This is a genomic window from Tessaracoccus pujii, assembly GCF_055326215.1.
Window position 1 is genome coordinate 196,514 of sequence record NZ_JBUZNP010000003.1, and the last position, 13,515, is coordinate 210,028.

Consider the following 13,515-nt stretch of genomic DNA (forward strand, 5'->3'; position numbering starts at 1 on the left):
CTAATCCCGCACCGGGGGCGGTGGAGCGACGTCGCCGCCGCCGACGACGGGGGCGACGGTCGTCGCGAGCAGCGACCCGATGTCGGCCCCGAGGTTGACGCCCAGCACCATGGGCCGTTCTCCCCCGTACTCGACGACGCTGACGCCGGCGGGGCCGACGTGGACGCGCTGGAAGTCGTCGAGGCCCATCCCGAAGGCGTGGGCCAGGACTGCCTTGATGGGGTCGCCGTGGGAGAAGATCAGCACCGTGGCCGCCTGGCCATGGGCCGCGGCCACCCCCGCGACGGCCGCCGTGGTCCGGTCGAACATCTCGAGCATCGACTCGCCGCCCGGGAACGACACCGTCGACGGAGCGGCCTGGATGTCCGTCCACAGCGCCTCACCCTGGAGCGCGGCCAGCTTCGCGCCCGTCCACACGCCGTAGTCGCACTCGCTCATCCCGTCGAGCACAGATGCCTCCGGGAACCCCGCCAGGGCTGCGGTCTCCCTGCAGCGCTGGATGGGTGAGGTGTAGGCCGCCGCCACAACCACGCCGGCGAGCATCTCTCCCAGCGCCCGGGCCTGCCGGCGGCCCACGTCGTCGAGCACCACCCCCGGCATGCGGCCCGCCAGCACGCCGTCGGCGTTGGCCGTCGATCTCGCGTGCCGCACCAGGACCACCTTTGTCATGGGCTTCAGCCTAGTCGGCCCCCGCGGGGGCCCAGCGGTACAGTGGCGCCCGGCATTGATGAAGGGTGTGGACGTGGACTGGTTCGAGGCGATCGTATTGGGCGTGGTGCAGGGCCTGACGGAGTTCCTGCCCATCTCCTCCAGCGCGCACGTGTCCATCGTCGGCCAACTCCTCTTCGACGGGCGGGACCCGGGGGCCGCGTTCACCGCGGTCACCCAGCTGGGCACCGAGACGGCCGTCCTCGTCTACTTCCGCAAGGACATCTGGCGGATCATCACAGCCTGGCTCGGGAGCCTCCGCGGCACCGTCGAGAGGTCGGATCCCGACGCCCGTATGGGGTGGCTGGTCATCCTCGGCTCCGTGCCCATCGTCGTCCTCGGCCTGCTGTTCCAGGACGCCATCGACTCCACGCTGCGGAACCTGTGGATCACCGTGGCGATGCTCGCCGGTGTCGCGTTGATCCTGGCCGTCGCGGACCGGATGGCGACGGACAACACCCGCGAGTTGCGGCAGCTGACCTGGCGCGACGGCGTCCTGTTCGGCCTGTTCCAGGCAGCAGCGCTGATCCCGGGAGTGTCGCGCTCAGGTGCCACCATCTCGGGCGGACTCTTCCTCGGCTACACGCGGGAGGCGGCCACGCGCTACGCGTTCCTGCTGGCCATCCCCGCCGTCTTCGGCTCCGGGCTGTACAAGCTGAAGGACATCGGAGGCGACCAGGCCACGGCGTGGGGCCCGACGGTCGCGGCTACGGTCCTGGCGTTCTTCATCGGGTACGCGGTCATCGCCTGGCTCCTGCGCTACATCTCCACCCATAACTTCCGCATCTTCGTGGTGTATCGCCTCATCCTGGCTGCCGTCGTCGCCATGCTGATTCTCACCGGCGTCCTCGACGCGTAGGGTCGAGCGCATGCACCTGCGACCGCTCGGCGCCTCCGGCCTCCACGTGTCGCGCCTCGGGCTCGGCACCATGGCGTGGGGCCGGGACGTGGACTGGCCGGCCGCCCGCGACCTCCTCGCGGATTTCGTCGACGGCGGCGGCAACCTGGTGGACACGGCCCCGGCCTATGGCGCGGGTGTCGCGGAGAAGATGATCGGCAAGTCGCTGTCTGCAGGCCTGCCCCGCGAGGCGCTGGTCATCGCCACGAAGGCGGGATTCGTCATCCGGGACGGCAAGCGCTCCATCGACACGTCTCGCGGCGCCCTGCTCAGCGACCTGGAGCAGTCGCTCCGCCGGCTCAACACCGACCACGTGGACATCTGGCAGGTCCACGCCTGGGGTGACGCCCGGATCGACGAGACCCTGTCCGCGCTGGATTCGGCCGTGAACCGGGGCATGGCGCGCTACGTCGGAGTGTCGAACTTCGTCGGGTGGCAGACCGCGACGGCGGCCACCTGGCAGGAGGCGGATCGCGGGCGCACCCCCCTCTCGAGTGTTCAGGTGGAATACTCGCTCCTCGCCCGCCGCGCCGAGGTCGAGGTGGTCGGCGCGGCCCGGCATCACGACCTGGGGATCCTGGCCTGGTCCGGGCTCGGCCGCGGCGCGCTGACGGGCAAGTACCGAGACGGCCGCCTGCCCCGGGACTCCCGGGCCGCCTCGGACCACTTCGGTTGGTTCCTGGAACCGTACCTCCAGCCGAGGTCCGCCGCGATCGTCGATGCCGTGGCCCACGCCGCGCAGGGTCTCGGCATGACCCCCGCGCAGGTGGCCCTGCTGTGGGTGCGCGATGCACCCCAGGTGGCGGCCGCGCTCGTGGGCCCCAGAACGTCGGAGCAGCTGGCGGAACTCCTGGACACCGAGGAGAAGGAGCTTGTCGCGCCCATCGTGTCGGCGCTCGACGACGTGTCCGGAGGGCCGAACGCCTACCGCTGAGGCTCAGGCGATGTCGAACGCCACGTGATGGACACCCTCAGCATCGATCTCCAGGGTGAGCGAGCCGACGGATCCCGCCAGGTCCTCCGTCCCAGAGCCTGGCACCACTTCATAGCGGACCTCCTGGATGCCGTCGCGCATGGTGCCGAACTGCTGGAAGGCGACGGTGCCGCTGCGCCCGCCGATGCGCCCCTCGAACACCTCCAGAGCCACGTAGCCGGCGGTGCCCTCCGCTGGGTTGCCGGCCGACAGCATGAATCCGCGGCTGGCTCCTTCCGCTTCCCCGCTCCACACTTTGGCGAACTCGAATCGCCGGGTACCGGGCAGAAGCCCCTCTTCCGGGGCGATCTCGATCTCGAACGTTGCGTTGACGACCATGGGCTCCTCCTCGATACGCCCACCCTAGGGGGATTTGCGCTACCCGGGCGCCTACCTGCTAGAGTTCCTTGTCGCTCCCCCTCGGGGGTGTCACTCGTCCGGGTGGCGGAATTGGTAGACGCGCTAGCTTGAGGTGCTAGTGCCCGTAAAGGGCGTGGAGGTTCAAGTCCTCTCTCGGACACATCTGGTATCCCCCAGTCGGCAAGGCGAAACGCCCGCTGACTGGGGGTTTTGCTATTTCTTGCCTCGCCACCCTCCGTCAGTGTGCGCCAATCTTTAGCACGTTCATGGCACGGAATCGCACGACGGCGGACATGCCATGAGGTTCGGCTACACAAGAAGGCCGCAGAGAAGATCGGCCGCAGCGCGCTTAAGGGCCACAAGTTCAGAGTCACCGCAGCAACCCTGGCAGGCCGCTGGCGATCGGTACGCGAGACCGAGCACCTCTTCGCTGCGGTGGTGATGTGCGTTGTTGGCATCCAAGGTGTCCGCGGTGGCGGGACGCCAGTGCGGGGGTCCACGCTCAGGGGGGAGACTAGAGGGTCCCACTACCGGCACGTTTCCGCGAGATGTGGTTCGGTCCCTGGAGGTGGCAGGAGCCCGCTGCGCGGTAACGTGGCGGTAGTGGCGGTGGCCCGTGGATGGGGTGAGCGTGGGGGGCGGCACTGGGGGACCGTCTCCGCGGCACTGGGGTTCGGATTCGGGCTCGTCGCAGGGAGCCGGCTAGAGCGCGGGCAGCCCAAGAACCTCACGCAACTGGGAGACGCTTGGCGATCCCTCAAGCCCCGACGAGGCGGAAAAGACACGACACGTCAAACCCACAGGGGCGCCCTCCGACGCGAAGGGGTCACGCCCGTCCAAGAGAAGGCTCGGCGAGCCATGGAAGCCCATGCTACGGGCCTCTTCGTCGGTCTCAATCAGGACCCGCTCGACCTCGATGCCCGCTTCGGTGGCCAGGTCATCGAGGCGCTGCTCAAGGAGCCGCCAGTTCGGGCAGCCGTCGAAGTACAACAACTGCACGCGCATTGTGGTACCGCCTTGTCTGCTCAGAGTCCTTGTGTATCAGACTTCAAGGGCCCCCGGGCGAGGCCGGTCTGATGGGCGATGTCGCCGGCGCCGAGCTTGACGGAATCTTGACCCGATGAGCATCGAACGCACACGACTGGCGCGTCATAGTGGTCCCACGTTTCTACAGATTATTAGGAGAAATCCCGTGCCAGCTCGCCACGGCGGTCCACGCCGCCCCCTGTTCCTCGCCGTCCTGGTGACGACCGCCCTGACGTTCACGGCCTGTGGGCAGACTGCCCCCGGGACAAGTTCGGCTGCGCCGTCGAGCAGCACCGGCGCGACGCAGGGCGCCGAGAGCACCGCCGCCACCGGAGAGGACAACGAGTCTCAGGAGCCGACGGAGATAAGGGGCACGGTCTGGGTCGCCAACGAGGACGGTGACTCCCTGTCGGCCATCGACGCCGCCACCGGGGCCCTGGTGACGACGGTGAGCGGAATCGAGAGCCCTCACAATGTTCAGGTGAGCCCGGATGGGGCCACGGTCTGGGCCGTCAGCGGTCAGGCCAACGCCCTTGTGGGACTCGATGCCGCCACCTACAAGCTGGTGGGCACCGCCCCTACCGGAGCGAGCCCTGCGCACGTTGTCGTCAGTCCCGACGGTGAACAGGTCCTTGTCACCAACGCGGGAGATGACACGCTCAGCGTCTACGACGCGGCGACGCTGGAACTCCGGGCCGTCGTCGGCCTCAGCGCGGGGCCGCATGGACTGCGTCCTACCCCGGATGGTTCGGCGGTGGTCGTGGCCAACACCACCGCGGGCACCGTCGACGTCGTGGACACCAGCACGTATGAGGTCACCGCGACGATCCCGGTCGGCGATTCGCCTCCGCAGGTTGCCGTGGCGCCCGACGGGCGGTACGCCTTCGTCAGCCTGGTCGGGTCCAGTTCCGTGGTGAAGGTTGACCTCGTGGAGCAGAGGGTCACAGGATCGGTGGCGGTTCCGGCGCCCCCGGTCCAGCTGTACCTGACCGCGGACGGGACGCGGCTGCTGTCGGCCGACCAGGGAACCGAGGACGCCCCGGGTAGCACGGTCTCGGTGATCGACCCCGCATCCATGACGGTGCAGGCGACCGTCCCCGCAGGATCCGGCCCGCACGGGGTCGTCATCGAGCCGACCGGGCAGCGAGCCTGGGTGACCAACCTCTTCGACGACACCGTCTCCGTGATCGACCTGTCGACCGACGAGACGGTCGCGACTGTGCCTGTCGGCGACAAGCCCAACGGCATCAGCTACAGTCCCCAGCCGCCGACACCCGGACCCGCCACCATCAGCATCAGCATCCCCGACTACGCCACCGAGGCCGAGGGCAACCACGCGGAGCACTGACCAATCCAGGTGCGCAGCCCTCATCCTCGTCCGTCGGATCATCCTGGCGTTGGGGGCCCCCGCCGACCGTGAGCCAGCAGGTCGGGGGCACTTCGGCGGGGATGGTCGGCGGCCGCGTACAGACTTGGTCAAGGTCTTCTCAAGATGCTCTGCAGAACCGGGGTTCTGGTGATCTCGGTCATGGGCGGTCAGTCACGATAAGGCGGTCATTCCATACCGAGGAGTTCCCGAATGAGCCGCATACTGAGCGTCGCCCCAGCCGCTGTTGTCGTCGTGTGGACGATGGTCAGTCTCTCACCGCCGGCGGTGGCGAACTCGGCGACCGAACCTCCGAGCCCTGCCGCGACCTCCAGCAGCCAACCCACTACTGGCAGCAGTGACCGGCCTTCGGGCCACGAGCACGGGCCAGCAGTCGAAGAGAGCGCACCCCCCGCGGCCTCCGCACCCGTGACGTCGTCACCCGAGCCGGAACCGGCCCCGGCCCCCGCTGAGGACTCTGTGCATGGGGAGGGCCACAACGCCTCGGCCGGCGAGCAGGCGCCGGCAGCAGGTGAGGAGACCGCGGCTGAGGAGCATGGCAGCGGCGCGGAGGAACACAGCGAGGATCCTCCTGTGGACCGGCCTCGGGCTCTTGTGTTGGGCGGCTTCGGCGTGTTCAACGGCGCGGTCATGCTGTACGCGGCCCTGTTGCGCCGCAGGAGCGCCCCCGACCACAAGCGACGTCGTGAAGCGCGCGCCGCGGCACTGACCACCGACACCCACACCGTCGCGAAGGAATCCTGATGACCACTCCCACTCTGCCGAAACTCGAAGGGCCCGGCGGAAAGCCCGGGGACAGGCCGGGTCCGGTCTTCCTCGACCTGGACGAGAAGCCGGACCTCACTCCCGCGCCGGTGGGTCGGAACCTGATGAGCGTCCCGTGGGTTGCGCGGGTGCTGAGGAGCCCGCTCTACCCCGGCATCATTCAGGTGCCTGTGGCCGCGGTCTTCGGGCTGGTGGCCTACCAGTTGCTGGTGGGCCCCGACTCTGCCCACGACAACGCCGGCACCGCGTTGATGTGGGTGCTGTGGTGGCCGTTGATCCCGATCGTGTTCGTCCTGCTCGGCAGGTTCTGGTGCGCGGTGTGCCCATTCGGGTGGCTGTCGGATCAGGTCCAGAAGTTGGTGGGGGTGAACCAGCCGGTCCCGGCCTTCCTGAAGAGGTACGGCATCTGGATCATCGACGCATCCTTCCTGCTGATCACGTGGGCAGATCATGTGTGGGGCATCGTGGAGTCGCCGTGGGGCTCAGGTGTGCTGTTGCTGCTCCTCACCAGTGCCGTGATCGTCTCCGGTGCGCTGTTCCAGCGCCGCACCTTCTGCCGCTACCTGTGCTTCCTCGGCGGATTGTCCGGCAACTACGCCCGCACCGGCATGGTGGAACTCCGCGCTGATGCGGAGATCTGCCGCACCTGCAAGGCGCGGGCCGCGTGCTACAACGGCAACGAGAAGGTCGCGGGCTGCCCGCTGTTCACCTTCCCCCGGACGATGGACACCAACGCCAACTGCAACCTGTGCGCCAACTGCATCAAGGCGTGCCCCAATGACGCCATCCAGGTGCGGCTGCGGAAGCCGACCAGCGAGCTGTGGTTCATCAACAAGCCCTCCGTCGAGGAGTCGTTCCTCGCGATGGCCATCATGGGCATCGTGATCGTGCAGAACGTCACGATGCTGGAAGTGTGGAATACGGCGCTGGCGTGGCTGGAGGCCACGACCGGCATCACGAATTACGCGCTGATCTTCACCGTCGCATTCGCCGTCGCGGTCAGCCTGCCGGTCGGGCTGCTCATTGGTGCGTCTCGTCTGGCGGCGGGCCGCAACCTTGAGACCACGATGAAGAACTTCGCACGGTTCGGCTACGCCCTGATCCCGCTCGACGTCGCCGGCCACATCTCCCACAACCTGTTCCACCTCCTGGCCGAGGGCGGATCGGTGATCACCACGGTCGCGGCGCTGTTCGGAATCACCTACGGCGCCGAGTCGCCGGCGTTGGCCAGCAACCTCACCATCCAGATCCTGCAGTTCGCCCTGCTCGCGTTGGGCATCGCCGGTTCCCTGTACACCGCGTGGCGCATCACCCGTCGTCGTTACCAGACGGCGAAGCGCCGGACCAGCACCTTCGTGCCGATGGCTGCCCTGGTGACGTTCCTCGGCGTGGTCAACATCGTCTTGTTCCTCCTCCCGATGGCTCATCGCATGTGAGGGGCGCCCTCTGGACCCGCACCGACACCTGAGACCATCTCAACCACAGGCCACTCCCCAGGAGGACATCATGACGACTGCCCCGCAGACCGCGTGCGTCGACGGAAACGAAGCCGCCGCGCAGATCGCCCACCTGCTCTCCGACGTGGTGGCGATCTACCCGATCACGCCGGCCTCCACGATGGGCGAGCTGGCCGACACCTGGTCTGCGGCCGGGCGAGAAAACCTGTGGGGTGCCGTGCCTGAGGTGGTGCAGATGCAATCCGAGGCGGGCGCTGCCGGCGCCCTGCACGGGGCGATCCTCAAGGGGACGCTGGCCACCACGTTCACGGCCAGCCAGGGGCTGCTGCTGATGCTGCCCAACATGTACAAGATCGCCGGCGAGCTGACACCTGCGGTGATTCACGTCGCGGCCCGCACGCTGGCCACCCACGCCCTGTCGATCTTCGGTGACCACAGCGACGTCATGGCGGCGCGCGGCACCGGCTGGGCCATGCTCTGCGCGTCATCGGTGCAGGAGGCACACGACTTCGCCGCCGTGGCCCACGCTGCCACCCTGACCAGCAGAGTGCCGTTCCTCCACTTCTTCGACGGCTTCCGAACCTCCCACCAGATCGACCGCATCAACCTCCTGGCAAGGGAGGATGTGCGCGGCCTCGTCGACGAGGGCGCCGTGTCTGCCCACCGCGCCAGCGGGCTCAGCCCGGACGCCCCCACCATCCGCGGCACCGCGCAGAACCCGGACGTGTTCTTCCAGGCCCGCGAGGCCGCGAACCGCTTCCACGACGCCCTCCCGGAGACCGTTCAGGCGCTCTTTGACGATCTGGCGGGCAGAACGGGTCGCCGATATCGGCTCGTGGACTACACCGGTGCACCGGATGCGGAGCGGATCCTGGTGCTCATGGGCTCCGGGGTCGGTGCCGCCACCGAAACAGTGGAAGAGCTGGTCGCCCGAGGGGAGAAGGTGGGCGTGGCGACGGTGCGGCTGTATCGGCCCTTCCCCGCCGCCCAGCTCCTGGAGGCGCTCCCCGCGACGGCGCGACAGGTGATGGTGCTGGACCGCACGAAAGAGCCTGGAGCCGTCGGCGAGCCGTTGTACACCGACGTCCTCGCCGCGCTCACCGAAGGGGGTCGCGGCGACATCTCGGTCACGGGCGGCCGCTACGGCCTCGGGGGCAAGGAGTTCAACCCGGCCATGGCCAAGGGCCTCTTCGACGAACTTCTACGCGCCACGCCACGGCGGCACGTCACCGTCGGGATCGTCGACGACGTGACCGGTCTGTCTGTCCAGCCCGACCCGTCGTTCACTGTTCCCAAGGCGCCGTTGCAGGCCGTGTTCTACGGCTTGGGCTCTGACGGGACGGTCGGGGCGAACAAGGCGGCGGTGAAGATCGTCGGGAAACACACCGATCTGCACACGCAGGGGTATTTCGTCTACGACTCGAAGAAGGCGGGCTCGATCACCGTCTCGCACCTGCGCTTCGGTCCGGATCCGATCCGATCGACCTATCTGATCGACCGGGCCGACTTCATTGCCGTCCACCAGTTCCCGTTGCTGACCCGACGACGGGTCCTCGACACCGCCCGACGAGGCGCAACCGTCCTCCTGAACTCGCCTCATCCGGCTGACAAGGTCTGGTCCCACCTGCCCCGGGAGGTCCAGCAGGACATCATCGATCGCGACCTGAGCGTCTACGTGGTCGACGCCTACCGGATCGCCCGCGAGAACCACCTTGCCGGCCGCATCAACACCGTCATGCAGACATGCTTCTTCGCGCTGGTCGACCTGCTGCCCGACGCAGACGTCGAGGAGATCCTCTGCGCGTCGGCGCGTCAGGCCTACGGATCCAAGGGCAGCAATGTCGTCGCCCACAACGTGGCCGCCATCCTGGCCGCCCTCGGCGGCCTGCAGCAGGTGACCATCCCCGACCAGGTCGAGGGCGCGGTGCGGAGGATGGCGCCTCTGCCAGGGCACGCGCCGAAGTTCGTCCGCGCAGTCACCGGCCCCATGCTCGACGGCGACGGGGACCTGCTGCCCGTCAGCGCCCTGCCGATTGACGGGGTGTTCCCCACCAACACCGCCAGGTGGGAGAAGCGCGGCCTCGCAAGCGAGGCACCCGTCTGGGATGCCGACCTGTGCACCGGCTGCGGGAAGTGCACCATCGTGTGCCCCCACGCCGCCATCCGCATGGCAGTGTTCGACCCGTCAGGGACCCAGTCACTCCCGCAGCAGTTCCCCTTCACCAAGTTCAGTTCTCGCGAACTCCCGGGGCACCGCCTCACCCTGGCGATCTCCCCCTTGGACTGCACCGCCTGCGGCCTGTGCGTCGAGGCGTGCCCGGTGGCAGACAAGGTCAACCCCGCCCACAAGGCGCTGCTGATGGAGCCCATCGGTGACCGCCTCAACTTCGACCAGGAACATTTCGCCGCCGTCGAGGACCTCCCCCAGCCACCCCGCTCCGCACTGAAGACCGACACCGTCAAAGGCTCCCAGCTGCTGGAACCCCTGTTCACGTTCTCCGGTGCCTGCTCAGGATGCGGTGAGACGCCCTACCTCAAGCTTCTCAGCCAACTGACCGGCGACCGGCTGATCCTCGCCAATGCCACCGGCTGCTCCTCCATCTTCGGAGGAAACCTGCCCACCACCCCCTGGTCGACCGATGCCTGCGGACGCGGCCCCGCTTGGGCGAATTCCCTGTTCGAAGACAACGCCGAATTCGGGCTCGGGATCCGCCTCGCCGCCGACCATCAGCACCAGCAGGCCCGGAAGCTGCTGGCGCAGAACAGCGACGCCCTGGGAACCGATCTCGCAGCCAGCATCCTCGACGCCGACTCCGACGGCGAGGACCTGTCGCGGCTACGGCGCAACATCTCGCGCCTCAAGACCCGGATCAACGACCTCGCGCCCGTCGACGGATCCGACCTGGCACGCCTACTGACCTTGGCCGACGAACTCGTCGACCGCACGGTGTGGATCATCGGAGGCGACGGCTGGGCACACGACATCGGATTCGGCGGCCTGGATCACGTCCTGGCCTCCGGACGCAACGTCAACATCCTCGTGCTGGACACCGAGGTGTACTCCAACACCGGCGGACAAGCGTCCAAGGCGACCCCACGGGGTGCGATCGCAAAGTTCGCCTCAGGAGGCAAGGGCACCCAGAAGAAGGACCTCGGTCGATTCGCCCTGACCTACCGCGACGTCTACGTCGCACAAGTGGCCCTCGGCGGCAACGAAATCCAAACGGTGCGAGCCCTGCAGGAGGCACAACGATGGCCGGGAGTCTCACTGGTCATCGCCTACGCCAGCTGCATCGAACACGGCATCGAGATGGCCCAGTCCCTGCACCACCAGAAAGCAGCCGTCACCAGCGGTCACTGGCCCCTGTACCGATCCCGCCCCGCAACACCCGAGCGGCCCGCAGCCTTCTCCCTCGACTCCAAATCACCCACCCGACCCGTCCGGGAGTTCGCCCTGGCGCAAAGCAGATTCTCCCGGCTGCAGCGCACCGACCCCGCCCGCAGCGAGCACCTCCTCACCGAGATGCAACAAGACACCGACGAGCGCTGGGCCCACTACCGGGACCTGGCAGCCCCGACCCCCTGATCCTGGCCGTCTCCCATGTTCGTAGGTGTGGTTGGCGAGGCTTCGAGGGCGAATCTGCACCTAGCCGATGGCCGGTCGTCAACTTCTTGACCGAAGCGAAGGGGATCGTGCGTCAAATCCATACCTCGGTGAGGGAGAGTGGTCTCATCGGCCGAACGGCCGCCCCCGAACGAAGGAGACCACCATGATCACGAAGCGAAGGATCGCCGCCCTCGCCGCCGTCGCCGCATTAGTCGCCGCGATGACCGCTGTCCCCGCCGGAGCTGCTGACTTCACCGGACGCGAGTTCGCGGGCCACGTCCGGATGATGGCCCAGTCAGAGATGGGTCTGGACGGGACCATGAACCCCGGCATGCATCAGGGGTTCTCCGGCATGGGGGCCCACCACTCCTCCTGACCGGCGCGATCGGCCCGCTCGTCACGCTATCCCCGCCAGGCCCAGCCTGGCGGGGATTCACCATGACTTCACCGCAATCGCGTGGTGATCTCGTCGAGGAGTTCCTGGGGGTCGAGCCACATGGAGGGATAGTTGCCGTACCAGCGTTGGACGCCGTCGCCGTCGATGAGGACGAAGCCGTGACCGGGCATTCCAGGGTGCATGCCCTTGTCGAGGACGTCGTAGGCCTTCGACACGGTGCCGTCGTCGAGGAGGTACGGGGTGGTGACTCCGAACTGCTGCATGTCGGGCAGGATCTGCTCAGCGGAATTCATGACGATCGGCAGGACCTCGATGCCTGCCTCAGCGAAGCCGGGGTTCTTCTCGATCTCGGCCATCTGCATGGTGCAGGATGCGCAGCCGGCGCCTTCGTTGAAGTAGATGAGCACCGGGTTGGGGCGCAGGTCGCTGAGGGTCACCGAAGTGCCGGCGGTGGTGGTGAGCGTGAAGTCTGGGGCGAGTCGCTGGGTGTCACCCTGCTCGGGGATGGCTGTCCACAGTCCGTAGCCGACGACTGCCAGCACGATCAGCGTCACTGCTCCGCCCAGGATCCGAATCACGGTGCGACGCTTCTTGTCGCGCTGCGTCTCGGCCTGCTGGCGGGCTTTGAGTTGCTCGCGACGGGAGGCTGCCGGGGTGGTGGTGGGGGTCATCGGGGCTCCTGGGAAGGGATGGTGGCGGCGCCTGGCTTCTCAGGCACAGTGCTGGCTGGGGGTTCGGCGTCGCAGCAGTCGTGGGCTGCGGGCGCGGGTTCGGCGCGTCGACGGTCGCGGAGGGTGGCCACGACGAACACGGCCGCGAGGGCAAGCAGCGCCAGGCCGAGGACGACTTCGGGGATGGGGGCGGTGATCGCGATCAGCCACGCGAAGACCTCGGCGAGCCAGGCACCCACGCCGACCAGCGGGGCGTCGGCGCCGGTCATCTCGGTGGCGCCGGCCTGACCGATCACCAGGATGCCCATGATCACGAACCCGACCGCGACCAGCAGGTTGACGGTGTTGGTGGCCAGCGTGAAACGGCCCAGGTTGATGCGGATCGGCTTCGCACGGAGGCTGCGCATCCGCTCGGGTCGCTTGTCCCACATCAGTGCCATCACGAACAGCGGGATCACCATTCCGAACACATAGGCCACACCGAGCACCAGCCCGCCGACTGGTGATCCGGACAGCGCCGACAGTGTCATCACCCCGGCCAGGACGGGCGCGCAGCAGCTTGAGGCAATGCCGGAGAACACTCCGAGGCTGAAGAAGGTGGCGGTGTCCCCGCGGGCGGTGTCCGGGGCACGGAGGAACGATGGCATCGACCACATCGCCCCCGACAGTGCGAGGAGTCCGAGTCCGATCATCAGCAGGCCGCCGGCCCAGTAAAGGACGACGTGGTACTTGGCGATGGCGCCGGCGACCAGGCTGACGCCCATGGTGATCGGAACCAGGACCGCCGCCAAGCCGGCGGCGAACACGAAGGTCAGCGGGATCAGGCGCCAGCGGCGGTTCTTCGCGGCGGCGGCCAGGTAGCTGGGCGCGAGGAACACGATGCAGCAGGGCGCGAACAGCGCGACGCCGCCGGCGAGGAACGCGGCCAGGATTCCGCCGGCGCCGAGGAGATCGGCGCCCATCAGCGGGCACCCAGGTGGTCGACGAGCCGCGCGAGTTTGCCGCGCGGGATCCGCCCGTCGTGGAAGTAGCGTCCCGCCACCAGCGTCAAGGGAAACATCCCCGGACGATGCTCGGCGATCAGCGCCTGCCCCTCCGGAGACTCAGCCGGCACCGTCGCGAGGCGAAGCAGGCCGGCGCGGTCAAGGGCATCGAGGCGCTCGTGGGCGTCGTCACAGAAGTGGCACGCGGGGGTGGTCACCAAGGTGACGTCCACCACCTCGATCGGAGCGCTCGGCGGCGCTGACGCCAGGATGTCATTCACGA

13 protein-coding genes and 1 tRNA gene are annotated in these 13,515 nt (G+C 68.0%); 8 read left to right on the forward strand and 6 right to left on the reverse strand.

The genetic code is table 11. The features are described from left to right. A complete protein-coding gene (locus tag ACZK5N_RS05175; RefSeq protein WP_463624665.1) occupies positions 1–669 on the reverse strand; it encodes an Rv2135c family putative phosphatase in 669 nt (222 codons plus the stop codon). A gap of 58 nt (positions 670–727) precedes the next feature. On the opposite strand from ACZK5N_RS05175, the gene ACZK5N_RS05180 reads away from it, so the two are divergent. Together ACZK5N_RS05180 and ACZK5N_RS05185 are read left to right on the forward strand one after the other, a co-directional pair. After that, positions 728–1,567 (forward strand): undecaprenyl-diphosphate phosphatase, encoded by an 840-nt coding sequence (locus ACZK5N_RS05180; RefSeq protein ID WP_463624666.1) that lies wholly within the window; start codon positions 728–730, stop codon positions 1,565–1,567. Positions 1,568–1,577: 10 nt separating this feature from the next. Next, complete coding sequence (locus ACZK5N_RS05185; protein WP_459019382.1) at positions 1,578–2,540, forward strand: aldo/keto reductase; 963 nt, start codon at positions 1,578–1,580, stop codon at positions 2,538–2,540. Between the two features lie 3 nt (positions 2,541–2,543). Here the strand turns inward: ACZK5N_RS05185 and ACZK5N_RS05190 are convergent, their stop codons facing one another. After that, a complete protein-coding gene (locus ACZK5N_RS05190; protein WP_463624667.1) occupies positions 2,544–2,918 on the reverse strand; it encodes a DUF3224 domain-containing protein in 375 nt (124 codons plus the stop codon). Between the two features lie 96 nt (positions 2,919–3,014). Between ACZK5N_RS05190 and ACZK5N_RS05195 the strand changes: the two genes are divergently transcribed. After that, positions 3,015–3,099, forward strand: a tRNA-Leu gene (locus tag ACZK5N_RS05195). 542 nt (positions 3,100–3,641) lie between these two features. Here the strand turns inward: ACZK5N_RS05195 and ACZK5N_RS05200 are convergent. Beyond that, on the reverse strand, positions 3,642–3,944 hold the full coding sequence (locus ACZK5N_RS05200; protein WP_463624668.1) for a thioredoxin domain-containing protein: 303 nt from the start codon (positions 3,942–3,944) through the stop codon (positions 3,642–3,644). A gap of 187 nt (positions 3,945–4,131) precedes the next feature. On the opposite strand from ACZK5N_RS05200, the gene ACZK5N_RS05205 reads away from it, so the two are divergent. The 5 genes from ACZK5N_RS05205 (at position 4,132) to ACZK5N_RS05225 (ending at position 11,557) form a co-directional block, all read left to right on the forward strand. Then, positions 4,132–5,313: a YVTN family beta-propeller repeat protein gene (locus tag ACZK5N_RS05205; RefSeq protein ID WP_463624669.1), complete on the forward strand. Its 1,182-nt coding sequence runs from the start codon at positions 4,132–4,134 to the stop codon at positions 5,311–5,313. 498 nt (positions 5,314–5,811) lie between these two features. After that, complete coding sequence (locus tag ACZK5N_RS05210) at positions 5,812–6,096, forward strand: hypothetical protein (RefSeq protein WP_463624670.1); 285 nt, start codon at positions 5,812–5,814, stop codon at positions 6,094–6,096. Then, the gene (locus ACZK5N_RS05215) at positions 6,096–7,553 is read left to right on the forward strand and encodes a 4Fe-4S binding protein (RefSeq protein ID WP_463624671.1); all 1,458 of its coding nucleotides are present in this window, start codon (positions 6,096–6,098) and stop codon (positions 7,551–7,553) included. Before ACZK5N_RS05210 ends, ACZK5N_RS05215 begins: the two co-directional genes overlap by 1 nt. Positions 7,554–7,623: 70 nt before the next feature. Continuing rightward, positions 7,624–11,160: a pyruvate:ferredoxin (flavodoxin) oxidoreductase gene (gene nifJ / locus ACZK5N_RS05220; protein WP_463624672.1), complete on the forward strand. Its 3,537-nt coding sequence runs from the start codon at positions 7,624–7,626 to the stop codon at positions 11,158–11,160. A 184-nt stretch (positions 11,161–11,344) separates the two neighbouring features. Beyond that, on the forward strand, positions 11,345–11,557 hold the full coding sequence (locus tag ACZK5N_RS05225; protein ID WP_463624673.1) for a hypothetical protein: 213 nt from the start codon (positions 11,345–11,347) through the stop codon (positions 11,555–11,557). 68 nt (positions 11,558–11,625) lie between these two features. Here ACZK5N_RS05225 and ACZK5N_RS05230 read toward each other — a convergent pair whose 3' ends face one another. The 3 genes from ACZK5N_RS05230 to ACZK5N_RS05240 are packed head-to-tail and all read right to left on the reverse strand — an operon-like array spanning position 11,626 to position 13,513. Then, a complete protein-coding gene (locus ACZK5N_RS05230) occupies positions 11,626–12,249 on the reverse strand; it encodes a peroxiredoxin family protein (protein ID WP_463624674.1) in 624 nt (207 codons plus the stop codon). Continuing rightward, positions 12,246–13,211: a cytochrome c biogenesis CcdA family protein gene (locus ACZK5N_RS05235; protein WP_463624675.1), complete on the reverse strand. Its 966-nt coding sequence runs from the start codon at positions 13,209–13,211 to the stop codon at positions 12,246–12,248. The genes ACZK5N_RS05230 and ACZK5N_RS05235 overlap by 4 nt, the downstream gene beginning before the upstream one ends. Continuing rightward, positions 13,211–13,513: a glutaredoxin gene (locus ACZK5N_RS05240; protein ID WP_459019372.1), complete on the reverse strand. Its 303-nt coding sequence runs from the start codon at positions 13,511–13,513 to the stop codon at positions 13,211–13,213. Before ACZK5N_RS05240 ends, ACZK5N_RS05235 begins: the two co-directional genes overlap by 1 nt. Positions 13,514–13,515 lie beyond the last annotated feature (2 nt).

Bases quoted from the DNA above. Each gene is read 5' to 3' on its own strand.
- ACZK5N_RS05190 (WP_463624667.1), bottom strand. From the start codon at position 2,918: ATGGTCGTCAACGCAACGTTCGAGATCGAGATCGCCCCGGAAGAGGGG.
- ACZK5N_RS05200 (WP_463624668.1), bottom strand. From the start codon at position 3,944: ATGCGCGTGCAGTTGTTGTACTTCGACGGCTGCCCGAACTGGCGGCTC.
- ACZK5N_RS05180 (WP_463624666.1), top strand. From the start codon at position 728: ATGAAGGGTGTGGACGTGGACTGGTTCGAGGCGATCGTATTGGGCGTG.
- ACZK5N_RS05185 (WP_459019382.1), top strand. From the start codon at position 1,578: ATGCACCTGCGACCGCTCGGCGCCTCCGGCCTCCACGTGTCGCGCCTC.
- ACZK5N_RS05175 (WP_463624665.1), bottom strand. From the start codon at position 669: ATGACAAAGGTGGTCCTGGTGCGGCACGCGAGATCGACGGCCAACGCC.
- ACZK5N_RS05235 (WP_463624675.1), bottom strand. From the start codon at position 13,211: ATGGGCGCCGATCTCCTCGGCGCCGGCGGAATCCTGGCCGCGTTCCTC.
- ACZK5N_RS05230 (WP_463624674.1), bottom strand. From the start codon at position 12,249: ATGACCCCCACCACCACCCCGGCAGCCTCCCGTCGCGAGCAACTCAAA.
- nifJ (WP_463624672.1), top strand. From the start codon at position 7,624: ATGACGACTGCCCCGCAGACCGCGTGCGTCGACGGAAACGAAGCCGCC.
- ACZK5N_RS05215 (WP_463624671.1), top strand. From the start codon at position 6,096: ATGACCACTCCCACTCTGCCGAAACTCGAAGGGCCCGGCGGAAAGCCC.
- ACZK5N_RS05225 (WP_463624673.1), top strand. From the start codon at position 11,345: ATGATCACGAAGCGAAGGATCGCCGCCCTCGCCGCCGTCGCCGCATTA.